General features: G+C 61.9%; 20 protein-coding genes, 1 tRNA gene and 1 pseudogene. 12 read left to right on the forward strand and 10 right to left on the reverse strand.

The features are described from left to right. Positions 1-12 precede the first annotated feature (12 nt). From epsF to ACFPO9_RS19405, 9 genes are all read right to left on the reverse strand, one after another. On the reverse strand, positions 13-1,422 hold the full coding sequence (gene epsF / locus ACFPO9_RS19365; protein ID WP_379773634.1) for a chain length determinant protein EpsF: 1,410 nt from the start codon (positions 1,420-1,422) through the stop codon (positions 13-15). A gap of 242 nt (positions 1,423-1,664) precedes the next feature. After that, a complete protein-coding gene (gene epsE, locus ACFPO9_RS19370; protein WP_379773637.1) occupies positions 1,665-2,453 on the reverse strand; it encodes a polysaccharide export protein EpsE in 789 nt (262 codons plus the stop codon). A gap of 34 nt (positions 2,454-2,487) precedes the next feature. Beyond that, positions 2,488-3,564: an EpsD family peptidyl-prolyl cis-trans isomerase gene (locus tag ACFPO9_RS19375; RefSeq protein ID WP_379773640.1), complete on the reverse strand. Its 1,077-nt coding sequence runs from the start codon at positions 3,562-3,564 to the stop codon at positions 2,488-2,490. Positions 3,565-3,717: 153 nt separating this feature from the next. After that, entirely contained in the window at positions 3,718-4,698 is a 981-nt protein-coding gene (gene fcl, locus ACFPO9_RS19380) for a GDP-L-fucose synthase (RefSeq protein WP_379773643.1), read from the reverse strand. A 3-nt stretch (positions 4,699-4,701) separates the two neighbouring features. Further along, on the reverse strand, positions 4,702-5,817 hold the full coding sequence (gmd, locus tag ACFPO9_RS19385) for a GDP-mannose 4,6-dehydratase (protein ID WP_379773646.1): 1,116 nt from the start codon (positions 5,815-5,817) through the stop codon (positions 4,702-4,704). 111 nt (positions 5,818-5,928) lie between these two features. Beyond that, positions 5,929-7,308, reverse strand: coding sequence for an undecaprenyl-phosphate glucose phosphotransferase (locus ACFPO9_RS19390; protein ID WP_379773649.1), 1,380 nt, complete (start codon positions 7,306-7,308; stop codon positions 5,929-5,931). A gap of 18 nt (positions 7,309-7,326) precedes the next feature. After that, positions 7,327-8,526, reverse strand: coding sequence for an XrtB/PEP-CTERM-associated polysaccharide biosynthesis outer membrane protein EpsL (gene epsL, locus ACFPO9_RS19395; protein WP_379773651.1), 1,200 nt, complete (start codon positions 8,524-8,526; stop codon positions 7,327-7,329). A 38-nt stretch (positions 8,527-8,564) separates the two neighbouring features. Beyond that, positions 8,565-9,290, reverse strand: a complete 726-nt coding sequence (locus ACFPO9_RS19400) for a CAAX prenyl protease-related protein (protein WP_379773654.1) — start codon at positions 9,288-9,290, stop codon at positions 8,565-8,567. Between the two features lie 168 nt (positions 9,291-9,458). Then, a complete protein-coding gene (locus ACFPO9_RS19405; protein WP_379773657.1) occupies positions 9,459-11,387 on the reverse strand; it encodes an ATP-binding cassette domain-containing protein in 1,929 nt (642 codons plus the stop codon). Between the two features lie 144 nt (positions 11,388-11,531). Here ACFPO9_RS19405 and ACFPO9_RS19410 point away from each other — a divergent pair. Next, positions 11,532-11,606, forward strand: a tRNA-Arg gene (locus tag ACFPO9_RS19410). A gap of 167 nt (positions 11,607-11,773) precedes the next feature. Here the strand turns inward: ACFPO9_RS19410 and ACFPO9_RS19415 are convergent. Continuing rightward, a complete protein-coding gene (locus ACFPO9_RS19415) occupies positions 11,774-12,535 on the reverse strand; it encodes a LuxR C-terminal-related transcriptional regulator (RefSeq protein WP_379773660.1) in 762 nt (253 codons plus the stop codon). Positions 12,536-13,109: 574 nt separating this feature from the next. On the opposite strand from ACFPO9_RS19415, the gene gmd (ACFPO9_RS19420) reads away from it, so the two are divergent. The 11 genes and pseudogenes from gmd (ACFPO9_RS19420) to ACFPO9_RS19470 form a co-directional block, all read left to right on the forward strand. Next, complete coding sequence (gmd, locus tag ACFPO9_RS19420; RefSeq protein ID WP_379773663.1) at positions 13,110-14,231, forward strand: GDP-mannose 4,6-dehydratase; 1,122 nt, start codon at positions 13,110-13,112, stop codon at positions 14,229-14,231. Continuing rightward, complete coding sequence (gene fcl / locus ACFPO9_RS19425) at positions 14,228-15,250, forward strand: GDP-L-fucose synthase (protein WP_379773665.1); 1,023 nt, start codon at positions 14,228-14,230, stop codon at positions 15,248-15,250. The genes gmd (ACFPO9_RS19420) and fcl (ACFPO9_RS19425) overlap by 4 nt, the downstream gene beginning before the upstream one ends. Continuing rightward, positions 15,210-17,492, forward strand: coding sequence for a GNVR domain-containing protein (locus tag ACFPO9_RS19430; RefSeq protein ID WP_379773668.1), 2,283 nt, complete (start codon positions 15,210-15,212; stop codon positions 17,490-17,492). The genes fcl (ACFPO9_RS19425) and ACFPO9_RS19430 overlap by 41 nt, the downstream gene beginning before the upstream one ends. 9 nt (positions 17,493-17,501) lie before the next feature. Then, positions 17,502-18,968 (forward strand): lipopolysaccharide biosynthesis protein, encoded by a 1,467-nt coding sequence (locus tag ACFPO9_RS19435; RefSeq protein ID WP_379773670.1) that lies wholly within the window; start codon positions 17,502-17,504, stop codon positions 18,966-18,968. 10 nt (positions 18,969-18,978) lie between these two features. Continuing rightward, positions 18,979-20,211, forward strand: coding sequence for a glycosyltransferase (locus tag ACFPO9_RS19440; RefSeq protein ID WP_379773673.1), 1,233 nt, complete (start codon positions 18,979-18,981; stop codon positions 20,209-20,211). Positions 20,212-20,228: 17 nt separating this feature from the next. Further along, on the forward strand, positions 20,229-21,494 hold the full coding sequence (locus ACFPO9_RS19445; protein ID WP_379773676.1) for a glycosyltransferase: 1,266 nt from the start codon (positions 20,229-20,231) through the stop codon (positions 21,492-21,494). A gap of 3 nt (positions 21,495-21,497) precedes the next feature. Continuing rightward, a complete protein-coding gene (locus ACFPO9_RS19450) occupies positions 21,498-22,862 on the forward strand; it encodes an O-antigen ligase family protein (protein ID WP_379773678.1) in 1,365 nt (454 codons plus the stop codon). Between the two features lie 11 nt (positions 22,863-22,873). Beyond that, on the forward strand, positions 22,874-23,785 hold the full coding sequence (locus tag ACFPO9_RS19455; protein WP_379773681.1) for a glycosyltransferase family 2 protein: 912 nt from the start codon (positions 22,874-22,876) through the stop codon (positions 23,783-23,785). A 4-nt stretch (positions 23,786-23,789) separates the two neighbouring features. Next, complete coding sequence (locus ACFPO9_RS19460) at positions 23,790-24,914, forward strand: glycosyltransferase family 4 protein (protein ID WP_379773683.1); 1,125 nt, start codon at positions 23,790-23,792, stop codon at positions 24,912-24,914. 32 nt (positions 24,915-24,946) lie between these two features. Beyond that, positions 24,947-25,681: a polysaccharide deacetylase family protein gene (locus ACFPO9_RS19465; protein ID WP_379773686.1), complete on the forward strand. Its 735-nt coding sequence runs from the start codon at positions 24,947-24,949 to the stop codon at positions 25,679-25,681. 529 nt (positions 25,682-26,210) lie between these two features. Next, positions 26,211-26,918: pseudogene (locus tag ACFPO9_RS19470) on the forward strand (hypothetical protein); the annotation flags it as partial.

A 26,918-nucleotide genomic window follows, 5' to 3' on the forward strand; every position in this document is an offset into this window, starting at 1 on the left:
GTCGGTCCTCGGTCAGTTCAGCCGCAGCAGGCGGCGCGAGTTCATCAGCGAACGGATGCCGCCGGTGCGGGGTCCTGCCTGCTTCCATTCGATGGTGCCCAGCACCGGGATGCCCAGCATGTCCTTGACGTCGCTCGGCGAGCGCACCGGGCGGTTCAGCAGTTCCAGCAGCAGGGCCAGGCCGACGCCCAGCACGGTGCCGGCCAGGATGCCGATCAGGGTATTCAGCAGCACGCGCGGGCCGGCAGGCTCGGTCGGCGGCACGGCCGGGTTCAGCAGCGAGATGTCGGACTGCTCGGACTGGGCCTCGATGCGGGTCTGGGAGAAGCGCTGGGAAGCGGCGTCGAAGGCGCGCTGGGCGCTGTCGAGGTCCTTCAGCAGCACGCCGAGTTCGTCGCGGGCGCGGTTCAGCTCCAGCACCTTGGTCTTTTGCTGGGCCACGGCTTCGCGCAATTCGGATTCGCGGGCGCGCAGCACCTGGGCGTTGGCGCCGACGCTGCGCGACACGGTGCCGAGGGCGGCGTTCAGCTCGCCGCGCACCTTGTCCAGCTCGGCCTTGGCGGCCATGTAGCTCGGGTGGTTGCGGCCGTAGCGCTGCGCGGTGTCGGCGAACTTGCCTTCGGCGGTCGCCAGGTTGGCGCGCATCTGCTGGATCAGGGCGTTGTTGGCCACGTCCGGCGAAGTCAGGGCCGAGCCGGCGGCGGCCTGGCGCGAATTGCCTTCCATGGCGGCGGTCTGGGCCTGGACCAGCTGGCCGGACAGTTCGTTCAGGCGCGACAGCTCGACGTCGACGCGGTTGTTGTCCAGGCTGACGATGCCTTTCTCCTGCTGGTATTTGGACAGGCGGGCCTGGGCGGCTTCGAGGCTGTCGCGCAGCTGCTTGGTCTGTTCATTGAAATAGGACGATGCTTTCTTGGCCGGCTGGGTCTTGAGCTGGACCGAAATCTTCTCGTACTCGTCGGCGAAGGCGTTGGCGACCGCCGCCGCGAAGCGCGGATCGGCGCCCTTGAAGCTGATCTCGACCACCGAGGATTCGCGCGAGGGCACGATCTCGAGCTTCTTCAGCAGCAGGTCGGCCAGCCAGTCGCGCACCGAGCCCTGGCCGCCGGTATCTTCGTTGAACTGCTTGACGACTTCCGCGCTGTTGGCCATGTGCAGCGCATCGACCACCCGCAGCGCCACGTTCTTGCTGCTGATGATGTCGATCTGGGTAGCCATGTAGCCAGGCAGCAGCTGGCCCGGCATGGTCAGGCCGGTCAGCGGATCCACGCCCTTGTAGTTCAACAGAACGGATGCTGTCGCCTTGTAGGTCTTGGCCTGGATCAGGCTGACCCCAAGGGCCAGCGCAACCGTGACCAGCAGGGTCGTCAGAATGATCTTCTTCCGTGCGAGCAAGATCAGCAGGAATTGATGGACGTTCATGTTGAACCTTTTTAAAACGGGGTGGAACGAAAAACCCTGTAAAGCAAAGACAAAAGACTTCAAAAACTGAACAAAAACATTCAAACAAATATCAGCACACCCACTGCGTATCGGGGCCTCGAGAAACCGTAGCGAGCAGGGCTCAGTTCTGGCCGAGAAGCGCAGCCGTACTTACGGTACGGTGAGCATCGCAGGCCGGAAATGTGCCCGCGCAGTAGGTTTATCGAGGCCCCACCACATCATTAGAACCAGGACTCTTTTACGGTGATGACGTCGTCGGTCTGCACCAGATCATCATTCTTCACATCGATCGTATGCGCCACGCCGCTCGCATCCTTGCGGGTCACGCGCAGGCCGCGCTGGGTGCCGCGCTGGGTCAGGCCGCCGCCGGCCGACAGGGCCTGCTGCACGGTCATCGCACGCTCGATGCGGAACGGGCCCGGACGGTTCACTTCGCCGGTGATGTAGGCGCGCGGGGCGCGCTCGACGAAGATGATGTCGCCGCCGGCGACTTCGTAGTCGCGGTTCAGTTCGCCCTTGCGGACCATGTCGACGATGTCGATGGTTTCGCGGGTGGTGGTGCCGTTACGGGTGCGCACCAGGGTAACCATGTCGCTTCCTTCTGCGTTGGCGCCGCCGGCAATCGCAAGCAGGTCGAGCACCTTGCGCTTACCTTCGATCGGATAGCGGCCCGGGCGGTTGACCTGGCCCAGGACCGACACCTGCTGGCTGGCCAGCGTGGTGATCAAGAGGTTGACCTGGGCCTTCTTCAGGTAGCCGCCTTTCTCCAGCAGCCCGCCGATCTTTTTCTCGGCCTGCTGGGTGGTCAGGCCGCCGACCTGCACCTCGCCCAGCAGCGGGAAAGTCAGGCTGCCGGCTTCCGAAACGCGGGTCTCGGTGGCCAGGTCAGGGCTGCCATAGACCGAGGCCTTGACCACGTCGCCCGGGCCGAGCACGACGTCGGCCGCGTTGGTAAAGCCGGCGGCGAGCGCCAGGGTTGCTGCGATCATCCAGTGTACGAGTCGTTTCATTTTTGGTCCCTCTTTTTGATCAATGTTGAACGCATCACTTCAGCCCGGCGACGCCGCGGTCCAGCGCTGCCTTGTCGGTACTCGCCTCGGCGCCTGGCGCCGCGGCCGGGGCCGCGGCATTCGGCGTGGCGACGCCCGGCGCGCCGCCATTCTGGTCAGCAACCGGCCCCGCGTCGGCGCCCGCCACCGCGCTGGTCGGGGCGGCGCCCGCCGGCAGGGTCGGCGCGGATTTCGGATCCGGCATCATCGACTTGTTGATGTATTCGATCTTGGCGTCGGCGCGCAGGCGCTGCAGCTCGGCATTGGCCACTTCCTTGTTCTTCTTGTTGACGAGGAATTGTTCGATCTGCGGACCGGCGACGGCCAGCGTGACCGGCGCGTCCTTGACCTCGGTCACGGAAATGAACATGGCGCGCTGGCCCTCCTTGACCACGAACAGCTGTCCCTTCGGCATGCCGAGCAGCTTGGACGACAACTGCGGCGGCACGTCGGCGGTGCTGCGGGTGATCTGGGTGCGGCCGTACTTGATCTTGTGCGCGTCCATCCACACCGCGACCTCTTCCAGCGACTTGGCGCTGTCGGCCGCGGTGCGGACTTCAGGCGTGAGGTCGTTGGCGCCGATCACGATTTCGCTCATGCTGAATTGCTTGCGGTTGGAGAAGAATTCCGGATGCGCGTTGAAGTAGTCTTCCACCTCTTTCGCCGAGGGCTTGTTCGTGTTGCCCACGCGCTTTTGCAGATAGGCCTGGGCGATGATCAGCGACTTGGCGCGGTCGATCGCCTGCATGACCTTGGGATCGCGGTCCAGGTTTTCCTTGGCCGCCGCCTCCTGCAGCAGCTGGCGGTCGATCAGGACCTGCAGCAATTGCTTGCTGGCGGTGTCCTGCTGGGCTGCCGTGACGCCGGCGCGCTGCAGCTCCTCGTTCAGCTGCAGCACGGTGACTTCCTCGCCGTTGACGCTGGCCAGGGCTTGTCCCGGTTTCTTTTCCTTTGCCTTGTCGCCGCATGCGCTCAAGCTTGCCGCAACCAGGATCAGCGCGGCGCACAGCACGCGCTTCGGAGTGGAGGGAGCAGATGTCGTTTTCATGGCAGCCAGGTGGTGTGTCTTCACTTTAGTTTCCTCGGGTTGGTGGAACTCTTTTTATGCAGCGAGGTCAGAATCTCTTCTGGCCCAGTCTGCTACTGATGCATTCTGGGTGCCGCACGCTTGGGGCTCTGTTCGTCGCCTAACACTCAACCTTAGGCTTGTGCGGCGCCCGCCGGATCAGGCCGCGGCCCGATTCTGTTGCGCTTCCATCAGTTCGACGAAGGCGGCATATGCGCGTTTCAGGCCTTCCTGCAGCGGCGTGCTGGCCTGCCAGCCGAGCTGCTTCAGCTTCGAGACGTCCAGCAGCTTGCGCGGCGTACCGTCCGGCTTGCTAGTGTCGAAGGCGATGCGGCCGCGGTAGCCGACGGTGTCGCCCACCAGGCGTGCCAGGTCGGCGATGGTGACGTCCTGGCCGGTGCCGACGTTGATGTGCGAGTGCATCGGGTCGGTGTGCTTCGCGTAGGTGTCATGGTCGAGGTTCATCACGTGGACGCAGGCCGCCGCCATGTCGTCCACGTAAAGGAACTCGCGCATCGGCTTGCCGCTGCCCCAGATCACGACTTCCGGCGCATTGCTCACCCGGGCTTCGTGGAAGCGCCGCATCAGGGCCGGGATCACGTGGCTGTTTTCCGGGTGATAGTTGTCGCCAGGACCGTAGAGATTGGTCGGCATCACGCTGCGGTAGTCGGTGCCGTACTGGCGGTTGTAGCTTTCGCACAGCTTGATGCCGGCGATCTTCGCCATCGCATAGGGTTCGTTGGTCGGCTCCAGCATGCCGCTCATCAAGTACTCTTCCTTGATCGGCTGCGGCGCCATGCGCGGATAGATGCAGGACGAGCCCAGGAACAGCAGCTTCTGCACGCCGTTGACCCTGGCTTCGTGCACGACATTCGCCTGCACCATCATGTTGTCGTAGATGAAATCCGCCGGATAGGTGTTGTTGGCGTGGATGCCGCCCACTTTCGCCGCGGCCAGGTAGACCTGGTCGATGCGCTCGGTGCGGAAGAACTCGCGTACCTGGGCCTGGTCGGTCAGTTCCAGTTCCTTGTGACTGCGGGTGACGATATCCGTGTGGCCTTGCGCGCGCAGGATGCGCACGATGGCCGAGCCAACCAGGCCGTTATGGCCGGCGACGTAGATGCGAGGCTGAGTATTCAACGTTCACTCCAGTGAAATTGCAACGTCGTAACCATGCGATGCCAGCAGCTTGTGGCGGCGCGCCTTGTCCAGGTCGGCCGCCACCATTTCCTGCACCATCGCTTCGAAACTGGTGCGCGGTTCCCAGCCCAGGCGCGTGCGCGCCTTGCCCGGGTCCCCCAGCAGCGTTTCGACCTCCGTCGGGCGGAAGTATTGGGGATCGACCGCGACGATTGCTTGCCCTATCGCAACCCCTGACGCTTTATCGCCGCTGACGGAAGCGATCACGCCGCGTTCGTTCACGCCCTCCCCCTGCCAGGCGAGTTCGATGCCCAGCTCGCGCGCGGCGAGCTCGACGAAGTAGCGCACCGAATACTGGCGCCCGGTGGCGATCACGTAGTCTTCGGGTTTGTCCTGCTGCAGCATCAGCCACTGCATCTCGACGTAGTCGCGCGCATGGCCCCAGTCGCGCATCGCATCCAGGTTGCCGAGAAAGAGCTGCCGCTCCAGGCCTTGCACGATGTTCGCCAGGCCGCGCGTGATCTTGCGGGTGACGAAGGTCTCGCCGCGGCGCGGGGATTCGTGGTTGAACAGGATGCCGTTGCAGGCATACATGCCATAGGCTTCGCGATAATTGACCGTAATCCAGTAGGCGTAGAGCTTGGCCACCGCATACGGGCTGCGCGGATAGAAAGGCGTGGTCTCGCGCTGCGGGGTTTCCTGCACCAGGCCGTAGAGTTCGGAGGTCGAGGCCTGGTAGAAGCGGGTGGTCTTCTCCAGGCCCAGGAAGCGGATCGCTTCCAGCAGGCGCAGGGTGCCGATGCCGTCGACGTCGGCGGTGTATTCCGGCGACTCGAAGGAGACCGCCACATGGCTCATCGCGCCCAGGTTGTACACCTCGTCCGGTTTGACCTCGCACATGATGCGGTTCAGGTTCGAGGTATCCGACAGGTCGCCGTAGTGCAGGAAGAAACTCTTGTTTTCGACGTGGGGATCCTGGTAGATGTGGTCGATGCGCTCGGTATTGAACAGCGAGGCGCGCCGCTTGATCCCGTGGACTTCGTAGCCCTTGGCGAGCAGCAGCTCGGCGAGATATGAACCATCCTGCCCGGTCACTCCTGTGATCAGCGCTTTTTTCATGATCTGGCGTGCCCTTCAAAATATTGCATTCTCATCAATTATTCTACGCAGCCCAACCGGACCCGCAAGCGCCGATCCGTTTGAATGCGTCCCTTTAAGTTACGGTTAAGGTCAAAACGCGTTCTCGCGCGTCAGCACCACCTTGACCGTCTTCAACACGATCCACAGGTCCAGCCACAAGGACCAGTTGCGCAGGTAGTCGAGGTCGTACTGGATGCGCGCTTCCATCTTGTCCAGCGTGGCGGTTTCACCACGCAGGCCATTGACCTGGGCCCAACCGGTAATGCCCGGCTTGACCTTATGGCGCAACATGTAGCCCTTGATCAGCTTGCGGTATTGCTCGTTGTGCGCGACCGCATGCGGACGCGGCCCGACGATGCTCATGCGTCCCTGCAGCACGTTGACGAACTGCGGCAACTCGTCCAGCGAGGTGCGGCGCAGGAAGCCGCCGATCTTCGTCACGCGGGCATCGTTCCGCTGGGCCTGCAGCACGGCGGCGCCGTTGTCCATCACCGTCATCGAGCGGAACTTGTAGACCATGATCTCGTCGCCATACAGGCCGTAGCGGCGCTGGCGGAAGATCACCGGGCCCGGCGAGCTGATCCGCACAGCGGCGGCCACCACCAGCATCAACGGCGCCAGCAGCAGCAGGATCAGCGAGGCCAGCACGATGTCGGAGGCGCGCTTGATGGTGGAGTTCAGGCCCATGAAGGGCGTCTCGCAGATGGCGATCACCGGCATGCCGCCGACGTTGTCGAAGCGCGCCTGCATCAGGTCGAAGATGTAGACGTCGGGCAGGAAATACACCGAGGCCGTGGTGTCCTGCAATTCGTCGATCAGCTTGCGGATGCGCGGCTGGGCCGAGATCGGCTGGCTGATGAAGATCATCTTGGTGCCGTGCTCGCGCACGTATTGCGCCAGTTCCTCGGTCTTGCCCAGCATCGGGTAATGCATGGCGGAGGGAATGCGGTCGTCGGTGCGGTCGTCGAAGAAGCCGCGCACCGCCATGAACAGGTTCGGATGCTGCTCGACCACGCGCGCGAATTTCAGGCCGACATCGTTGACGCCGACCACCACCACCGAGCGTACTTCCTTGCTGCGGCCCGGCGAGTTGGCCATGCGCGCCGCGATGTGGCTGGTCAGCAGGATGGCCGGGGTGGCGATCGCCCAGCCGATCAGCACACGCTCGTCGTAGAAGTACTTCAGCCCGCTCGACGAGCCGAGGAACCACAGCACGGCCAGGGTCACGGCCCAGCCGAACACGGTATCGCGCGCGTAGGCCCACATGCGCCCGCTGCGCCAGGTGCGGTAGGGATCGATGTGCTGGTACACGGCCGACGAGATGAAGAAGGCCAGGATCATCAGCACCAGCATGTAGCCGGAGAAGGGTTCGTGGAAGACCAGCGCGGACAGGTACAGCGTGCCCATGATGATCAGGGGATCGAGCACCCGCTGGAAAAACGATATCAGTGGTATGTCATTGACCGTCATGGGAGCCTTGCAAAAGCCTCAGAACTGGGCGTTGGCCGTCAGCGTCACGCTGTTCGACTTGAAGCTGCCAGTGCCGAGGGCCGCGGAGCCGCTGCGCGCCTGGTGCGCGACCCCGCCCTGCACCTGCAGCATGGGGCGCGGATGCCAGGTCGCGCGCAGGGTCTGGGTGCGGACCGAGTCGCGCAGGTTGTCGGAGCCGTTGAATTCGCGGCGCGCGCTGTAGTTGCGGCGCTCGACCATGGCGTCGGCATTGACCGAGATCTTGGCCGTCGCATCCCACTGTGCGCCGAGCTTGGCGCCGGTATTCTGGGTATAGCTGACCAGGGTGCTCTCCAGCGGGGCGAAGTCGCGCCAGACCGAGGCCGTATAGATCGTCTTGCCGCGCGGCTGCCAGGTGGCGTCGATCTTGCCGGCCAGGCCGCTGGTCCTGCCCTCGCCGAAGGAGGCCTGGTTGCGGCGCGTGTAGCCGACCAGCGCATCCAGCGTGGTCGAGCCGGTCGCGATCCATTTCACGCGCGCCTTCAGCTCGTCCTGGCTGAAACTGTCGTTGAAGGTGAACGGGCCGGTCGGGCGGGGGAAGGGATACTTGCCCTTCACGTGGCGCGCCACCAGGCCGACCGTGCTGCCGCTGCGCGGCAGGTAGTCGAGCTCGACTTCGGTGGCGTCCTCGGTGCGGTTGTTGAAGCGGTTGCTGATCGCTTCGTAGGTGTACTTGTCGGTCTGGAAGCCGGCGCGCACCCGCCACGCCGAATGGAAGCGCCAGGCGCCTTCGGCATAGCTGGTGCGCACGCGGCGCAGGTTGCGCTCGCTGCTGCTGAAATCGGTGTACGGCGCCAGCACCTGTTCCATCGTGGTGCCGATCCTGCCCTCCAGGTGATTGCCCAGTTGCCATGCCCAATTGGCCTGCAAGTCCTTGCCATCGTAGTCGAGCTGCTTGAAGTGGTCGAAGTTGGTCTTCGACAGCTTGGCCACGAGCGTGATGCGCTGACGGCTATAAGTCTTGTCGAAGATCAGACCGCCTTCACGCGTCCACCACGAATCCGCGCGCGTGTTGTCGAACGCAGGCTGGCCGTCGGGAATGCGCAGCAGGTTGTCGTCGTGGCCGTAAGCGACGCCGCCATACACATGCAGCGCATCGTTGGGGCCGGCCCCGGCCGGGATGGCGGCGAAGGCGGAAAAAACCAGGAGAGCAAGGCGACGCACGCGGGTATTCAACATGATTGTTTGTCTTCTTAAGTTAAATGCGCTGGACGGATTTACCAGTACGACCAGTTGCCGGTCCGGACGACCCAGAGTCCCAGCAAGCCGTTGGTGACGGCATGCGCGAGGATTGGCGACCACAGCGTGCGGTGGCGCATGTACAGCAAGCTGTAGGCCGCGCCCGCGACGATGCCGGCCAGCCACAGGTTATGCTCGAAGCCGAACAGCAGAACGGTGATGATGAAGCTTTTGAAGCCGAGTTGAGATGGCTCAACTGACTCGAAATCGGGTGCGGCAATCCAGCGCATCAGGAAAGAGCGCCAGAACAATTCTTCCATCAGGGGCACGACCAGGGCCGCACCGAAGATGCGGATCGACACCAGCAGCCAGTCGATCCGGCCCTGGCGCTGCGGATCGAAACCGGAGGGAGAGCCGATGATCATCCAGTCGGCGTTCAGGCTGACCCACAGGACCAGCACCACCACGCCGGTGGCGAGCGCGGTCAGCGCTTGCGTGGCAGAAAGGCGGAAAGGGCGGAGTTCGTGATACTGGCGCCAGAACAGCGCCAGCAGCAGCGCGACGGCTGCGATCTTGAGGGGGTAGAGCCAGAGCAGGATCGAGGGAGCGACGCCCAGGCGTTCGAGGACGTCGCCGGCGACGATGAAAAACAGATAGGCCGCGAAAGGCAGGATGCGGGCCCAGGCCGCACGGTTGAACATGGGCGCATCGGCCGGCAGGGCTGCCGCGGCGGGTGGAGCGATGCCGTCTTCATGTTCAGTCATGTCTCTCCATTCCCGCAAGCCCGGGCCTGCGCATCCAAGAGCCCCGAATAAGCGACTGCGCGTTGCCCTGCCGGTCTGCGATGCTCGCTGTACTTTCGTACAGCTGCGCTTCTCGACCAGCATGGCTGCCGCTCGCTACGGTTCTTCGAGGCTCTTTAGCGAGCCATGCTACTCCCCCCTGGCGCGCGCCTCAAGGCGCTCCCAGCGATCCAGGGTATCAAGCAGCAAGTCCTCGATCTCCGCGAAACGTGCGTTGATTCTGCGCGCATCGGCGGGATTGGTCTTGTAAAAGTCTGGCGAATTCAGCTGGGCCGTGATCGCCGACTGCTCGTCTTCAAGACTGGCGATGAGCTGCGGGAGTTCCTCCAGCTCTCGCTGTTCCTTGTAGCTCAACTTTACCTTCTTGCTGGCGGCGTTCTGTGCGCTGGATGACATTTCATTCGTTTTGGGCGAAGTCGTCTTTACAGCAGGCATCGGGGCCGCCGCCGGCGCCTTCGCCGCCTCGGCTTTCACGCGTTCCCAGTCGCTGTAGCCGCCGACGTATTCGCGCCACATGCCCTGCCCTTCGGAAACGATCACCTCGGTGACCACGTTGTCCAGGAAGGTGCGATCGTGGCTGACGAGGAAGACCGTGCCGCTGTATTCGGCCAGCAGTTCTTCCAGCAGTTCCAGGGTGTCGATGTCGAGGTCGTTGGTCGGCTCGTCCAGCACCAGGCAGTTGGCCGGCTTGGCGAACAGGCGCGCCAGCAGCAGGCGGTTGCGCTCGCCGCCGGACAGCGATTTCACCGGCGAACGCGCGCGCTCGGGCGCGAACAGGAAGTCGCCCAGGTAGCTCATCACGTGCTTGCGCTGGCCGTTGACCTCGACCCAGTCGCTGCCCGGGGAGATGGTGTCGGCCAGGCTCGCTTCTTCGTTCAGCTGGGCGCGCATCTGGTCGAAGTAGGCGACGTTCAGCTTGGTGCCGAGCTTGACCATGCCGCTGTCGGCCGTTTCCTCGCCCAGGATGATCTTCAGCAAGGTGGTCTTGCCGGCGCCATTCGGGCCGATCAGGCCGACCTTGTCGCCGCGCAGGACGATGCCGCTGAAGCCTTCGATGATCACCTTGTCGCCGTAGGACTTGGCGACGTTTTCCAGTTCCGCCACGATCTTGCCGGAGCGTTCGCCGCTGCCGACGTCGAGCCTGACCTGGCCCTGCTGGTCGCGGCGCGCCGCGCGCTCGAGGCGCAGTGCTTCCAGGCGGCGCACGCGGCCTTCGTCGCGGGTGCGGCGCGCCTGCACGCCCTTGCGGATCCAGACTTCTTCCTGGGCCAGCACCTTGTCGAACTTGGCGTTCTCGATCTCCTCGATCGCCAGCAGTTCCTTCTTGCGCTCCTGGTACTTGCTGAAGTTGCCCGGGAAGGACAGCAGGCGACCACGGTCGAGCTCGATGATGCGGGTGGCGACGTTGTCCAGGAAGCGGCGGTCGTGGGTGATGAACAGCACCGAGCCGCGGTATTCGCGCAGCAGGCCTTCCAGCCACTGGATCGAGGTGAAGTCGAGGTGATTGGTCGGCTCGTCCAGCAGCAGCACGTCCGGTGCGGACACCAGCGCCACCGCCAGCGCGACGCGCTTCTGCATCCCGCCCGACAGCGTGCCCATCTGCGCTTCGCCGTTCAGGCCCAGGCGGTCCAGCGTGGTCTCGACCTTGTTGCCGATGTTCCAGGCATCGGTTGCATCGAGCTTGACCTGCAGCTCATGCATGCGCTCCATGACCGCATCATCATTGCCCTGCCCGAACTGGCCGGTCAGGGATTCGTACTCGGCCAGCATCGCCTTCTGCTCGCCCATGCCGCCGGCGACGGCGTCGAACACGGTCATGGCCGGGTCGAAGCTCGGCTCCTGCTCGACGTAGGCAATCTTGAGGCCTTGCTGCATGACCAGCAGGCCATCGTCGAGCTTCGAGCGGCCGGAAATGATTTTCAACAGCGACGATTTGCCGGTGCCGTTGCGGCCGATGAGACCGACGCGCTCACCGGCTTCGATGGAGAAGTCGGCGTGGTCGAGCAGTGCGACGTGGCCGAAAGCCAGTTGTGCGGAGGATAGGGAGATGACAGCCATGATCGTGTGCGGCAAAGAAAGAAAGGCGCATTGTACCGACTACGGGCCCCACACTTCCAATATATGGCCAATCCTCGGCTATAATTGCGGGCGGTTCACGATCCCGGCCTGTTTTGCAGGGTCCGCTCGCCGAATCGCAGAGTCCTCCCCGTAGTACAATGGATAGTACGCGCGCCTCCTAAGCGTGAGATACAGGTTCGATTCCTGTCGGGGGGACCAGTTTCCGGCTGCTTTGCGCCCGCAAAGCCTAGTTTTCCGTGCCGGGTCGCTCCATCATCTTCTTGATGGTCGCTTTCATCATTTCCGCTGAACGGTCACGCTGCTTTCCTGGTTTTCGCTTAACAATAAATACCAGCAACAGCAAGGACTGCGTCAAAATGTAGCGTTCACGGATCGAATTTCGATTCGGATACACTCCCATGACGATGTCGTCGATGAGTTCCTGTACCGGACTGGGTTTCATGATGAGTCTTTGTAGAAATCACGCTTTTCCCTCTAGCATCTGCGTCGCTTCTGCCCTTTGTTCGTTGCGAACTGTTTTTCTTTCGTTTGGCATGGTCGACAAACAGGTCGAATAAGTCATTCTTCATCGCGTACAAAACCAGTTCCGAATCCGACGACAGCAGCAGCTTCTCCAGGATGTTCGATTTGTGCGCACTGACTGTTTTCACACTGATGCCCAACTCGACGCCGATGGTCGAGGTTCGCCTTCCAATTGCTATACGCTTGAGGATTTCAAGCTCGCGCTGCGTCAGACGCGACAGGGAACTCATTCGACTGAATGATTTGGCATTTGCCGCAATAAGCGATGCAATTTCCTGCGACACATATAACTCGTTGGCGGCGACATCATGAATTGCTCGCAGAATATGATCCTGCGGGCAAGTTCGACATAATATCGCCCGGGCCCCCATCTGTAGCGCGGCTTGCACATCAGCAATACTTTTCCCCAAGGTTATCGCAACCAGCTTGCGGCTCTTCCATTCCGAAGAGACGGCAATATAACCGGCCTCGTCACGACAAGCCAAAGGCAACAGGATGACTGTGACGCCGTCCCGCACCGCTGCACCTGCCGCAAGGGCATCTTCCATAAAGCAAGCCTCTCCCGCAAGCCGGATTTCCTTCTGTTTCAGTGCGAGGGACTTCATACCCTCTCGAAGTAGCAAAAGACTGCTTGCCACAATTAAATTTATCATTATTTTCCTTTTTTGTTATTGGAAATATTCTTGACATCCAAACCGGCGACCGTATTCCGCCCCACGGAATCGCGCCCCAGCCCAATAACATATTTTGTGCAATTTAATTAAAAAATAGAAATTACCAGCCTGCAATAATTGTGCTTGCAAGCAGACTGGACTAATAAACTCATCCTAGTCCCTTTTTTTCCGAAAAATGCCGAACGTTGTTTTAATATCTAACTATATTTACGGAGATTTCTCTTGAATATTGAACAGCTTCCACAATGTGCAATTTCATTGACCGCGGAAACTTTTCTCAAATATTTCACGACTGGCGGCCAACAAGTCATCGAAGACATAGGAGCAAAAAAAGTTCATCAGTTAACTACTGATCTAGATCAAACGAATCTCCGCTTTTCCATTTACCTTAAACCGATCGATTCTAAAGGTCATTATCTTTTCGGAAATTCTAGAACCAAAAATCGATAACACATCCATTCGCGCAAGTGGCGCCACTTACCGATTTTTTTCTGCAGGCTATAACATGAAAAAAGCGTTAATCACTGGGATAACGGGACAGGATGGTTCTTATCTTGCCGAGCTACTACTGAGAAAGGGATATGAGGTTCACGGGATACAACGACGCGCTTCCTGTTCGAACACGAGCCGGCTCGATCATCTATGCAACGAATATCGTGACGGCGCCCAAGTGTTCCGCCTGCACTACGGCGACCTCAGCGATGGTCCCAACCTTACCCGCATCATCGGAGAGGTCGAGCCGGACGAACTGTACAACCTGGGCGCGATGAGCCACGTCGCCGTGTCCTTCGACTGCCCGGAGTACACGGCGGATGTCGACGGTATCGGCGCCTTGCGCCTGCTGGAAGCGATCCGGGTGCTTGGCCTCGCGGAGAAGACGCGCTTTTACCAGGCTTCGACATCCGAACTCTTCGGCCTGGTGCAGGAAACCCCGCAGCGCGAGACCACGCCTTTCTATCCGCGCAGCCCTTACGCGGTGGCCAAGCTGTACGCCTACTGGATCACGGTCAATTACCGCGAAGCCTATGGGATGTATGCCTGCAACGGCATCCTGTTCAACCATGAGTCCCCGCGCCGCGGCGAAACCTTCGTGACCCGCAAGATTACGCAAACGCTGGCGTATATCGCCCAGGGCATGGAATCGATTTGCTACCTCGGCAACCTGGATGCGCTGCGCGACTGGGGCCATGCGCGCGACTATGTCGAAATGCAATGGCTGATGCTGCAACAAGACAAACCGCAGGACTTCGTCATTGCAACCGGCCGCCAGTACTCGGTGCGGCAATTCGTCGAAATCACCGCCGCGGCGCTGGGCATGACGATCGTATGGAGCGGCGAAGGCGTCGACGAACAAGGTGTCATCGCCGCGATTCACGGCGACAAATGCGACGGCGTCCAGATCGGACAAACCATCGTCGCCGTCGATCCCCGCTATTTCCGGCCAACCGAAGTCGAGACGCTCCTCGGCGATCCTGGCAAGGCGCATGCAGCGCTGGGATGGCGGCCACGCACGGACGTCGAAGCCATGGCCCGTGAGATGGTCGGCCATGACTTGCAGAATGCGCGGCGCAAGCGCCTCCTCAGGTCGCGCGGACTCGATGAAGAACTCGATGGGAGCAAGCGATGAATACGTATCAAGACCGCATTTTCGTTGCCGGACATGCAGGTCTGGTCGGCTCGGCAATCAAACGGGTGCTGCAAGGCAGGGGATGCAGGAACATCATCACGCGCAGCCGCGCCCAGCTCGACTTGACCGACCAGGCGCAGGTACGCGCCTTTTTCCAGACAGAAAAGGTCGACCAGGTCTATCTGGCTGCCGCGAAGGTGGGTGGCATCCATGCAAACAACACCTACCCTGCGCAGTTCATTTACGAAAACATCATGGTGCAGGCCAATGTCGTGCATGAAGCGTGGCGTGCCGGCGTCAGGCGACTGCTGTTTCTGGGCTCCTCATGCATCTACCCCAGAATGGCCGAGCAGCCTATCCGCGAGCACTACCTGATGAGCGGCTCCCTCGAGCCGACCAACGAGCCCTATGCCATGGCCAAGATTGCCGGCATCAAGCTGTGCGAGAGCTATAACCGCCAATACGGGACGGATTTTCGCAGCGTCATGCCAACCAATCTCTATGGCCCCGGCGACAATTTCCACCTGTACGACAGCCATGTGATTCCAGGACTGCTGCGGCGCTTCCATGAAGCCAAGCTGGCCCGCGCAAGGGAAGTCGTGATCTGGGGCACCGGCAAGCCGATGCGCGAGTTCCTGTACGTCGACGACATGGCGGCGGCGAGCGTGCATGTCATGGAGCTCGAACGCGAGACCTACTGCGCACATACCGATCCCATGCGGTCACATATCAATGTCGGCAGCGGCGAAGACATCACCATCGAGAATCTGGCCCGGCTGGTCGGTGACACCGTCGGTTACCAAGGCGAGATCGTCTTCGACAGCAGCAAGCCCGACGGTACGCCGCGGAAGCTGCTCGATGTCTCGAAGCTGAAGGCGCTGGGATGGGTCGCTTCGACGCCGCTGGACCAGGGCCTGCGCCTTGCTTACCAGGCTTTCCTGCGTACCCAGTATCCCGACGATCGATATGGTGAACGATATGACTTCCAACGACAGCACGCTGCACGCGAGATTGCGTAACCAGGCCAGGATGGACGAGCACGCCGCCGGCACGGCGCCCGAGTTTGCCCTCGACGGATCCGGCGATGAATTGAAAACCTATTTCAGGGTACTGCTCGACAGCCGCTGGCTGATCATCGCGGTCGCGCTGCTGGTCACCCTGGCGGGAAGCTTGTATGCGGCCAGCCGCGATGCCGTCTATGAAGCCAATCTTGTCGTCCGCGTGGAGGAGCCCAGCCCGAACGCGACCAAGAACGTCCTCAGCGACGTCGCGTCCTTGTTCGAGACGAAGAAGACGACGATGGGAGAAATGGAGGTGTTGCGGTCACGCAAGGTCATTCTGCCAGCCGTGCGCAAGCTGCATCTCGACATCATCGCCGAGCCCAAACGTTTTCCCCTGCCGGGACTGGTGCAAATGCTGTCCAGGGGCGGCCTGCCGGAACCGGGACTGTTCGGCCGCGGCGGCTACACCTGGGGCGATGAACGCATCGAGGTCCAGACGTTTTCGGTTCCCCCTGCCCTCCTCAACCACCGCTTCGTGATCACTGCAATGGACGGCCGGCAGTACCGCGTCGAAGATGGGGTCTCAGGCGCCTGGACCGGCACGGTCGGCCGCACGATGACGGTCAACAGCCCTCTCGGCGCCATCGATCTCGCCATCAGCCGGCTGGATGGCCGGCCAGGCGCACAATTCTTCCTTGTCCGGATCCCGGAGCAGACGGTGGTCAATGCCATCCAGAAAGCGCTCGGCGTCAACGAGATGGGCAAGCAGTCCGGCATCATCGAAGTGACGCTGCAGGGAGACGACCCGGTCCAGGTCAGCGCGGCCTTGAACCAAATCGCGCAGGAATATACACGCCAGAATCTTGCGCACGACACCGAACAGGCCCAAAAGTCGCTCGCCATCCTCGAACAGCGTCTGCCTCTGCTGAAACGCGAGCTGCAAGCATCGGAGTCCGCCTACAACGCCTTCCGACATCAGAAGGGGACCGTCAACCTGGGCGAGGAAGCCAAGCTCAAGCTGCAACAATCGGCCGCCGCCGCCGCCAAGCGCTTCGAATTGCTGCAGAAGCGTGGCGAACTGCAAACCCACTTGAGCGATCAGCATCCTGCGATGCTTGCCTTGAACGAGCAGTTGTCGGCGGTCGAACGCGAGCTCGACACCAGCGGCGGCGCCATCCGCGCGCTGCCCGGGCTGGAGCAGCAGGAACTGAACCTGACCCGTGACATCAAGGTCAATACCGACCTGTACGCACAATTGTCCAACACCGCGCAACAGCTGCGCATCCTTGCCGCCAGCAAGCTGAGCAATGTCCAGCTTATCGATGCCGCCGCGGTGCCGGATGTCCCGGTCAAACCGAATCGCCCGATGATCGTCGGCATTGCCAGCCTGCTGGGACTTCTCCTGGGAACGGCGGCCGCATTCGTGCGGCGGGCATGGCGCGACGGTGTCGACAGCGCGCAACGCATCGAACATTCGCTGCACGCCAAGGTGGTGCTGGCGGACATCCCGCACAGCAGCCAGCAGAAACGCCTGAGCCGCCAGGCTGGCCTCCGCTCGGACGCACTGCCGCTGCTGGCCAGCGTGGCGCCGGGGGATCCGGCCATCGAAGCCTTGCGCAGTTTCCGCGCCGCCTTGCAGTTTGCCATGCCCCATCTTCGAAATAACATCGTGATGATCACCGGCCCGACTGCCCACCTGGGCAAATCCTTTGTCGCCGCTAACGCCGCCGCCGTCGTCGCGGCCAGCGGCAAGAAGGTCTTGTTGGTCGACATGGACCTGCGCAACGGGCATTTGCACCGCTATTTCGGGGAGAGCCACAATGAGGGACTGTTCGAGGCGATCGCCGCCGGCGATGAGCCGGGCCGGGGCATACGCCGGCAGGTGCTCGAGAATCTCGATTTCATCCCGACCGGAACCGGTGCGGCCGGGCGTCACGAATTTCTCATGCAGCGCGATCTCGACCTCTGGCTCAGGTCCGTCAGCGTGCACTATGACCTGGTGCTGATCGATGCGCCGCCGGTGCTCGCCGTGGCCGATCCAGCCATCATCGGCGCCCATGCAGGCGCAGTCTTTCTGGTGGCACGCGCAGGCGTCAGCACCGAGGAGGAAATCGCAGCCTCGGTGAGCCGGCTGAACCAGGCCGGCATTTCGCCGGAAGGCATCATCTTCAACGACAGCAAACTCCGGCGCCAGATCCCCGACTACTCCTACAGTGTGGCGCCGGCGCGGATAGGCTGGACTGGCCGGACGTCTGGATAAGGACGATCCATGGCGATCTCGGCTTGGCAGGCACTACGCTGGAATTACCTCGGCAACCTCAGCCGGGGCCTGGCGCAATTTCTTGTCGGCGTGCTCCTTGCACGCCTGCTGGGTCCGGAGCCTTTCGGTATCGTCGCACTGGCATGGATGATCGTCGGCCTGGGCAGGCTGGTCGCCGACCTCGGCTTCGGCGCCACGCTGGTGCAAAGGGCGACGCTGTCGGAGCGCGACCTGCGCTTTGTCTTCACCCTGCAGATGGCATTCGCGGTGCTGTTGACGGTGCTCGGCTGGATCGCGTCCGGCGCCATTGCCGCCTACTTTGGCAAACCGGAAGCGGCGCAGGTGTTGCGCGCCATGTTCTGCCTCTTCATCATCGACTGCCCCGGCCAGACGGCGGCGGCCATGTTGCGCCGGTCGCTCGACTTCAAGAAAGTGCAGCAGGTCGGCATTGCCAGCTACCTGAGCGGCTATCTGCTGGTCGGCATTCCGGGCGCATGCCTGGGCTTCGGCGTATGGAGCCTGGTTGCGGCGCAGCTGACACAGTCCGTACTCTGCACCTTTCTCCTGCTGCGCGGCGCGCCGGTGCCGCTGAGGCCATGTCTGCGCTGCGAGACGCCGGGCATCGCCAGGTTCGGCTTGCAGGTCACCGCCGCCAACCTGAGCAGTTGGGCAATCAGCAACCTCGACACAGCCTTCGTCGGGCGGGCTTTCGGTATTGCAGAAGTCGGCCTGTACAGCCGTGCCTTGAGCCTGCTGAACATGCCGATGAGTATCATCGCCACCGGATTCCAGGGCGTTTTGTTCGCTGCCTGTTCGCGCCATCAGGACGATCTTCCGCGGGTACGCCGCATTTATCTGGAAACCAGCGCCGCCGTCTCACTGGTCTGCGTACCGCTGTTCGCCACGGCGGCGGCGATTCCGCGGACCCTGATACTGGGCGTCTATGGGGGAGCATGGGAGGCCGCGATTCCGCTCGTGACGCCGCTGGCGCTCGCGGTCCTGGTCAATGCGCTGCTCGCCATCCAGGGTCCGATCCTCATGGCCGGCAACCGGGTCGGCGCGGAACTGCGCAACCAGGCCTGCACGGCCCTGCTCTTCGTTCCCGCGCTGTGGTTCGCCTCGCATTACACCCTGGTCTTCACTGCCTGGACGGTACTCGCCACCTATATCCTCCGCTGGATGCTGTTGACGATGTCGACCCTGCGGCTGACCGGCGCCACTTTGCAGGATTACCTGCGCAGCCTTTGCTTTCCGGCTCTGTTCGGACTCGCAGTGGCGGTGGTCGCGGCGCTGACCGACTACGCCCTTGCACCGCTCCCCGCGTTGCCGAGACTACTGGGGGTAGCCGGCATGGCGGCACTGGCATCGCTGGCGCTTGCCCAGCACTTCGGCGCTGGTTTCCTGACAAACAGCATGAGCAGCCTGGTGAACGTCGAACAGCTTGCCCTGCCGATCAAAAAGTTCCTGAATATCTGAGGAGACCGCCTTGAAACATGCTCTTTTCATCGTCAGTCTGTTGGATGGCAAAGGTCCGACCGGCGTCGAGAAGCATTTCAACGACATGCTGCACCAGGCCCGATGCCACGAGATCGACGCCGAGCTCGTCGCACCATATCCCCGCCGTGGGATCGCCAGGAAAGGCGCGGCCATGGCGGCGCGGATGATAGGCACTTTCGATCGGGAACGCGCTGCAATCTTCGATGCCTGGATCGAAACGAAGACGCTCGAACGCAAGCTCGCCGGCATCCTGCCCCGCTACGCAGCACTGGGCCGCACGATTACCCTGTGTGCTCAGGATCCGCTGAGCGCCCTGGCTGCCTTGCAGGTCAAAGCCGGGCACGACTGCAGAGTCGTCATCGTCATCCATTACAACGTGTCGGTGGCCGAGGAGATGTTCCTGAAAGGCGAGACGACGGTGCAGGGACCGCTCTGGAACTTCGCCTTCCGCACGGAGCGCCAGGCTCTCGCCAGGGTCGACCAGATCATCTTCGTGTCCGAATTCATGCGCAAGCTGACCTTGCAGAGGATGCCCGAACTGGACAGCGTCTCCCACACCGTCATCCCGAATTTCATCGCGGATTCGCCTGCGTCCGAGGCCGTCACCAGCTTCGACGCCGACCTCATTTCCATCGGCACGCTCGAGCCGCGGAAAAACCAAGTCTTCCTGCTGCGTGTCCTTGCACGGGCTGCCCAGCTCGGACACCGCTACACCCTCACGCTGGTCGGTAACGGCCCGGAGGCCGGCCGGCTTCAGCAGCAGGCTGCCGAACTCGGCGTCGCCGGGCAAGTGCACTTCGCCGGCTTTTGCAAAAACGCCGGCAACTTGATCGTGCGGCACCGGGTGCTGGCGCACGCCGCGCGCATCGAAAACATGCCAATCACGCTCATCGAAGCCCTTGCTGCCGGACGGCCTATCCTCGCACCTGCCGTCGGCGGCATCACCGAAATCTTCGACCACGGCGTAGAAGGTTATCACTGGCCCCTGCAGGACGTCGACAGCGCCGCCGCGCTGCTGATCGAGCTGTTGGGCAGACCGGACATCTATGCCAGCTTTTCACAGGCGGCGCTGGTGCGCTACCGGAGCAAGTTCGATGGCGACCTGCTGGTATCGCACTGGCTGACCACGATCCTCAACTCGCATGGGTCGAGCCACACGGGCTGGCAAAAGACCTGGCGTCCGATGCCTGCCCTGGATCGCGATCCAATGGCACAAGCATGAGCGGCTCCGGGGATGCGATGACAAGTATCGAAATCCTCAGCAATTCAGACAGCGCGGGCGGCGCCAGTCGCGCGGCCTACCGCCTGTACCGCGCCTTGCGCTCATGCTCCACCGACACGCGCATGACGGTCGCCGACAAGCAGACCGACGACTGGGGGGTGAGCGGCCCCGCCAACGTGCTCGAGAAAGCGAAGCGCTATCTGCGGCCCAGGATCGCCGGCCGGCTGGCGGCACTGCAGCGGACCGGCAATCCCGGTGCCCATTCGCTGAACCTGCTGCCCTCGAACATGGCGGCGCGCATCAATCGCAGCGACGTCGACCTGGTCAACATGCATTGGATTGGCGGCGAGTCGCTGTCCATCGAGGACATGGGGAAAATACGCAAGCCGCTGGTGTGGACCTTCCACGACATGTGGGCCTTGTGCGGCGCCGAGCACATCAGCGACGATGGCCCCGACGCACGCTGGCGCACCGGCTATTTCCCGCACAACCGGCCGGCCGGCGCATCGGGCCTGGATCTCGACCGGTACACCTGGAACCGCAAGCGCAGCGCCTGGAAACAGCCGCTGCAGGTCGTGGCGCCCAGCCGCTGGCTTGCCGATTGCGTCAAGCAGAGTTTCCTGATGAAGGACTGGCCGGTCAAAGTGATTCCGAACGTGCTGCAAACGGATGTTTTCAAGCCGCTCGACCGCGGGCATAGCCGCCACGCGCTGAACCTGCCTGCCGACCAGGACATCGTGCTATTCGGCGCGCTGGGCGGGACCCGGGACGTGAACAAGGGTTACGATCTTTTGCTGGACGCACTGAACGTGCTGGCGGCAGATGGCGCCCGGGTATCGTGCGTGGTATTCGGGCAAGGCGAACCGCGGCGCGCCATGCCGGTGCCGTTTCCCGTGAAATGGATGGGGCATGTCAGCGACGACACGACGCTGGCATTGCTGTACAGCGCCGCGGACGTCATGGTCACGCCGTCGCGGCTGGAAAACCTGCCGCAATCCGCCACCGAAGCGCATGCCTGCGGCTGTCCGGTCGTCGCCTTTCATTGCACCGGCCTGCCGGAAGTTGTCGAGCACCAGGCCACCGGCTATCTCGCGCACGCTTTCGACGCCGCGGACCTGGCGCGCGGGATCGCCTGGGTACTCGGACCGCCCGATCTGCGCGCGCGCCTGCGCGCGGCGGCGCGCGACAGGGCGCAGCGATTGTGGTCGCCGCAAGCCGTTGTGCCGGCCTATCTCGAGCTCTATGCCTCGGTCATCGAAGCCAGCCGGCGGAAGGCGACTTGAATCATGACGCATGCGATCTTCACGCCCTTGCTGTGCATGACCGTGTTTGCCTTCCTGGCCGCCGCCGCCGGATGGCTTGCGGCCAAGCCGGTCCATGCCGCGGCCCTGCTTCTCGGGCTCGTCTTCCTGGATGCACTGCACTTGCCGCTGGTCGTCAATTTTGGACTGTCCTTGTATCCTGAAGACCTGTTTTTCCTCATCCTGGCGAGCGCATGCATGGTGCGCTTCTGCCTGTTCGCCAGCCCGCGCGCGGTGCCCTGGCCATGGTGGGTCCTCGGCATGATCCAGCTGGGACTTGCCGTGTGGGGCGTGAAATCGTATGGAACCTCGGCCGGCGTCGACGCGCGCGGGCACTTCTATCTCTGGATCACCCTGGTCTTCTTTGCCTCGGTGCGCTGGTCCGACCGCATGGTTTCGCGCATCGTCGACCTGTGGATCGCCTGCGGCGCCGGCCTTTGCATGCTTGCCATCTACCGCTGGGGCTATTCCGCCCTCGATCCACGGTATGCCGAGGAGATCATGGCCTACGACACGACCGGCGTGCGCTTCAGAGTCATCAGCTCGGCCTCCACCCTGGTGATCGCAATCGGTAGCCTCGGCCTGCTGTTCCGCATCATGCGTGGCCGCCTGCCACTGCCGCTATGGCCGCTGCTCCCCGTCCAGCTGGCGGCCATCGCGGTGCTGCAACATCGTTCGGTGTGGATCAGCCTGTTCGTCGGCGTCGCTTGCCTGATGCTGGTGCGGGCCAGCGGCGGCAAGCGGATACGCGCCCTGCCCCTCCTGGGCGTGGTGCTGGTCCCCTTGGTTCTCGTATTCGCGCTTCCGGCGGACAACAGCGTCATCGCATCGGTCCGGAGTTCCGCCGACCAGGCGGTCAGCACGAAAGAAGGCACCATGGTCGGCCGGGTCGTCTATTGGGACGAATTGATGGCCAAATGGCTGGGTGCCGGTATACCAACCTATCTTGTCGGCCAGGCTTATGGCGGAGGGTTCAGCCCGAGCGAGCTCGACGACGGCACGAAGATGGATATGGTGCCGCACAACCATTTCCTGCACATCTTATTTAGAGGCGGCGTCATCGGGCTGCTGGCCACCCTCTGGGTATTCGGCAGCGCCTGGCGCGCGGCCTTCGCCCGCACCCGCCAGGGCGATCGCTACTGGGCGCATTTCCTGCTAGCCGCAATGTCGGCGCTGTACGCCTATTACATCCCGTATTGGGCAAATTACGACAGCGGACTGCTGCTTGGCCTGGCGATCGGCTATCTGCGCAGCCAGCGCCAGGCGCCGATGCCGATTGCCCCATCGCGCACCGTTCCACGTTTCGCAGCGCCGCGTTTGCCGGCGTCTTTCCGCATCGGCGGCCCGTGAAAGGAAATGCCATGGAACACCCTGCTCCCGACGGTGCCGGCAACTTCCCTGCCTGCAGGCTCGCGGTCGTCCTCTCCTGCTTCAACCGGAGGCCGAAAACACTCGAGGCCATCGGCTGCGTGCTGGCGCAGACTGCGGCGCGCAACACCGTGCTCGACTTCTTCGTCACCGACGACAACAGCACCGACGGTAGCGCCGAGGCCATCCTCCAGCTCCATCCGGCCACCCGCCTGTTCAAGGGTGACGGCAAGCTTTTCTGGAATGGCGGCATGCGCCTGGCATGGGACCAGGCGCTCAAGGGCGATTACGATTTCTACCTGTGGCTGAACGACGATACCTTCATGTTCCCGCATGCCCTGCAGCAGCTGCTCGACACGCATGCACGCTGCCTCGGCCGCCACGGACGTGCCGGCATCGTGATCGGCTCGACGTGCGACGATCAGTGGCGCACCAGCTATGGCGGCGAACGGCAGCGCAGCCGCTTGCGCCCCCTGAGCCTCATGACCATCCCGGTGAACGGAGAAATCCAGTCCTGCGATACCTTCAACGGCAACTGCGTGCTGGTATCCCGGCATGCCGCGGCGATCCTCGGCAATCTCGACGGGCGATTCGTTCATGCCATCGGCGACACCGATTACGGCTTACGTGCGAAGCAGGCGGGCATCCCGATGTGGGTCATGCCGCATTTCGCTGGACGTTGTGTCAACGACCACACGGTAGCCGGCAGCTTTTCCGATCCCGCCCAGCCCTTGCGGCTCAGGCTCAGGCAGGCGCTCGGTCCCAAGGGACTGCCGTGGAAGCCCTGGCTGGTTCTGTGCCGGCGCCATGCCGGTCCCTTATGGCCGGCCTACTGGCTCTGGCCCTACCTGAAGATCCTCGCCACCTCGGTCCGGCCCGGCAGGACAGTCATGAAAGGACGATAAGTTGATGAATATCGTGCTCGTGACCAATGGCCCGGTGCCATACCGTATCCCTGCGCTGAACGAATTGGCGGCCATGCCGGACGTCAGCCTGCATGTCATCTTCTGCTGCGGACGCGAACCCAATCGGGAATGGAATTTGCCGGCCATCGAATTCCGCTGTACTTATCTGCGCGAACGCGTCGTCAAGTTCAAGGATCGGTTCATTCATAACAACCCGGATGTCGTCGCAGCCTTGCGCCAACTACAGCCGGACATCGTCATCACCACGGGCTTCAATCCTACCCACCTGTATGCGTTCCTGTATGCGTGGCTGAAGCGCATTCCACATGTCGCCATGACGGATGGCACGCTCGATTCGGAAAGAAGCCTGTCGCTGGTGCACCGCAGGATCAGGCATCTGGTGTATGCGCGCTCGAGCGCATTCGTCTGGGCCAGCAGCGGCGGACAAAAGCTGTACGCGAGTTATGGTATCGCCGAGAATCGCTGCTTCCAGGCCTGTCTCTCCGTGGAGAACGCGCGGTTTTCGGAGACCGAGCCCTTCAGCCACGGCAGCTTCGATTTCATCTTTTGCGGCAGGCTCGAGCGGATAAAAAATCCCTGCTTCGCCCTGGACGTGGCCAGTGCCGTCGCAGGCAGGCTTGGCCGCAAGACCCGAATCCTGTTCGTGGGCTCGGGCAAGGAGGAACAAGCGGTCAAGCAGCACGCGACTGCCAATGCAGGCGCAGTCGACGCTGTGTTCCACGGGTTTGCAAGCCAGGAAGCGCTACCGGCCCTGTACCGTTCGGCCAGGGTTTTCCTGTTTCCCACCAGTTGGGACCCATGGGGCGTCGTGACCAACGAAGCCTGTGCCGCAGGCTTGCCGGTACTCGTTTCGCCGCACGCCGGCGTAGCGGGAGAACTGGTGCTCGACGGTGAAAACGGCTATGTGTGCGATCTCGATGTCGGCCGCTGGTCGGATCGCGCCTGCACGCTATTGAGCGATCCCGATTTGTATACAGCCTTTTCCAGGCGAAGTCATTCGCTCGTTGGCGAGTACACGTTCAGCAGAGCGTGCCAGGGACTGGCTGACGCGTGCCACTATGCAGCAACGCAGAGTGTGGGACAGGACAAGGCCATGCGACGGCAGTAAGCTGGGACATGCGTTAAGCGGCAGGAGTTGATATGGCGGCAGTATTCACTTGCTCGATAGATGACGGCAATCCATTGGATGTGAAGATGGCGGAACTCTTGTGCAAGCATGGTTTGAATGGCACGTTTTTTGTCCCGATTTTCAATCGCGAGGGACCGCCCGTATTGAGCAAATCGCAATTACTGGAGATGTCAGCGCGGTTTGAAATCGGCTCGCATACCCACGACCATTGCTATTTAAAAGATATGTCCTTGCGGGATGCAAATGAGCAGATCATTTCAGGCAAGTGTCACCTCGAGGATATGGTCGGACATTCCATCGATGGATTTTGTTACCCTGGCGGAAAGTTTCTGCAACGCCACCTCAGTTTGGTGAAAGCCGCCGGCTTCATGTATGCAAGAACCACCACCAACCTGTGTATCGACCCCGGTACTTGTCCCTTCGAGGTGCCGACCACCATTCAGTTTTATCCGCATTCGAAATCCGTTTATCTTCGCAATTTCCTGCAATCTGGACATTGGGATAAGCGCGCGCATGGACTCTACCTTGCCCTGCTGACAGAAAACTGGATAGAACGGGTGTATGCGTTGTTCAATTACTGTTGCGAGCGTGACGGTGTGTTTCATCTCTGGGCGCATAGCATCGAAATCGATCAACTCGACGCCTGGAAGCAGCTTGACGGCTTTCTCGCTTACGTGGCCAGTCGGATAGCCCGAGAAAACCGTCTCAGCAACCGTCAATTAGCCGAACGCGCTCTCTACCCTTAGTCTTCATCTCGAGCTCCCGGTCCATGCATGGCACCGGGTCTGCTTCGCACTCCCTTTTCCCTGCACATCGATCTGGCGTACCGCGGATCGATGACAGCGGCATTCCCGATAAGTTTTCAAACAGTTAATTCCACGCTCACACGCGCTAGGATGCATGCCGCATCGCAATTATTACGTCTGTTTACCTGAAACAACAGCTCCACGGAAACTTATATTCGTCTGGAATTACTATAAGAAATTTAACAGCTTAAAAAATAATTGAACGTTATCGAAATTCCTCCTGCAACAACTTTTTCTTATTGAACAGGGGAACTTTTTATAGCGTTCAATGTTTTCCGCACGTATTATTCGCCCATCGGAAACAAAATTGATCCAAACATGATGTTTCAGAGGAAACTCAACAGGGATCAATATTTCGATAGAAGTTCGCCGCACATCGACGCAAACGCATCATGTGCAATCTATCAAATTTTCCATTCAGCATTCTTCTTGCAAGAGTGATTACTGTTAGGGCTCATCAGGATTCAATATGCAGCTGAAAAATATTTGCACTACCCGTTCGTCGACGTTCACCCGCCTCTTCATCGCATCAGCACTCAGCTCCGGCCTCGCCGCCTGCGGCGCCGGCTCCACCCAGGACAATGCAGGCGCCAGCGCCGCAGCCGGCGCTCCCGCTTATGCAGCAACGATCACCGCCTCGACCTGGACCCAGTGCGCCACCGAAAACGGCACCTGCTCCTTCACCGGCACCCAGCAAGTTCGCTACGGCGCAAGCACCGGTTATGTGTACAAGACCATGACCGGCCCCGTGCAGTGCACGAACAGCGTGTTCGGCGACCCGGCCCCGGGCGTCGGCAAGACCTGCGCAGTCATGCCGGTCGCTACCACGACCCCGCCGGCCACCACTGCCACCACCTGGACCCAATGCGCGACTGAAGGCGGCACCTGCTCCGTACCCGGTACCCGCCAGGTCCGCTATGGCACGACCGACAAATGGGCATACAAGACGGTGACCACCTCCGTCGTCTGCGGCAACTCGGTCTTTGGCGACCCGGCCCCGGGCGTCGGCAAGACCTGCGCCTATTCGAGCGATACCTCGGGCACCACCACGCCCACCACGCCGACGCCGGCGCCGACCCAGCCGTCGACCACCGTGCTGCGCCTGCCGACCAGCGTCGCCAACGGCAGCACTGTCAGCCTCGAATGCGGCAAGACCTACCAGGGCACGCTGGAACTG

Source organism: Massilia aerilata (genome assembly GCF_042656905.1).
Classification (GTDB): Bacteria; Pseudomonadota; Gammaproteobacteria; order Burkholderiales; family Burkholderiaceae_D; genus Telluria; species Telluria aerilata.

Coding starts and splice junctions, on each gene's coding strand:
- epsF (WP_379773634.1), bottom strand. CDS start 1,422: ATGAACGTCCATCAATTCCTGCTGATCTTGCTCGCACGGAAGAAGATC.
- epsE (WP_379773637.1), bottom strand. CDS start 2,453: ATGAAACGACTCGTACACTGGATGATCGCAGCAACCCTGGCGCTCGCC.
- gmd (WP_379773646.1), bottom strand. CDS start 5,817: ATGAAAAAAGCGCTGATCACAGGAGTGACCGGGCAGGATGGTTCATAT.
- ACFPO9_RS19390 (WP_379773649.1), bottom strand. CDS start 7,308: ATGACGGTCAATGACATACCACTGATATCGTTTTTCCAGCGGGTGCTC.
- epsL (WP_379773651.1), bottom strand. CDS start 8,526: ATGTTGAATACCCGCGTGCGTCGCCTTGCTCTCCTGGTTTTTTCCGCC.
- ACFPO9_RS19400 (WP_379773654.1), bottom strand. CDS start 9,290: ATGACTGAACATGAAGACGGCATCGCTCCACCCGCCGCGGCAGCCCTG.
- ACFPO9_RS19405 (WP_379773657.1), bottom strand. CDS start 11,387: ATGGCTGTCATCTCCCTATCCTCCGCACAACTGGCTTTCGGCCACGTC.
- ACFPO9_RS19415 (WP_379773660.1), bottom strand. CDS start 12,535: ATGAAGTCCCTCGCACTGAAACAGAAGGAAATCCGGCTTGCGGGAGAG.
- gmd (WP_379773663.1), top strand. CDS start 13,110: ATGAAAAAAGCGTTAATCACTGGGATAACGGGACAGGATGGTTCTTAT.
- fcl (WP_379773665.1), top strand. CDS start 14,228: ATGAATACGTATCAAGACCGCATTTTCGTTGCCGGACATGCAGGTCTG.
- ACFPO9_RS19430 (WP_379773668.1), top strand. CDS start 15,210: ATGACTTCCAACGACAGCACGCTGCACGCGAGATTGCGTAACCAGGCC.
- ACFPO9_RS19435 (WP_379773670.1), top strand. CDS start 17,502: ATGGCGATCTCGGCTTGGCAGGCACTACGCTGGAATTACCTCGGCAAC.
- ACFPO9_RS19445 (WP_379773676.1), top strand. CDS start 20,229: ATGACAAGTATCGAAATCCTCAGCAATTCAGACAGCGCGGGCGGCGCC.
- ACFPO9_RS19450 (WP_379773678.1), top strand. CDS start 21,498: ATGACGCATGCGATCTTCACGCCCTTGCTGTGCATGACCGTGTTTGCC.
- ACFPO9_RS19455 (WP_379773681.1), top strand. CDS start 22,874: ATGGAACACCCTGCTCCCGACGGTGCCGGCAACTTCCCTGCCTGCAGG.
- ACFPO9_RS19460 (WP_379773683.1), top strand. CDS start 23,790: ATGAATATCGTGCTCGTGACCAATGGCCCGGTGCCATACCGTATCCCT.
- ACFPO9_RS19465 (WP_379773686.1), top strand. CDS start 24,947: ATGGCGGCAGTATTCACTTGCTCGATAGATGACGGCAATCCATTGGAT.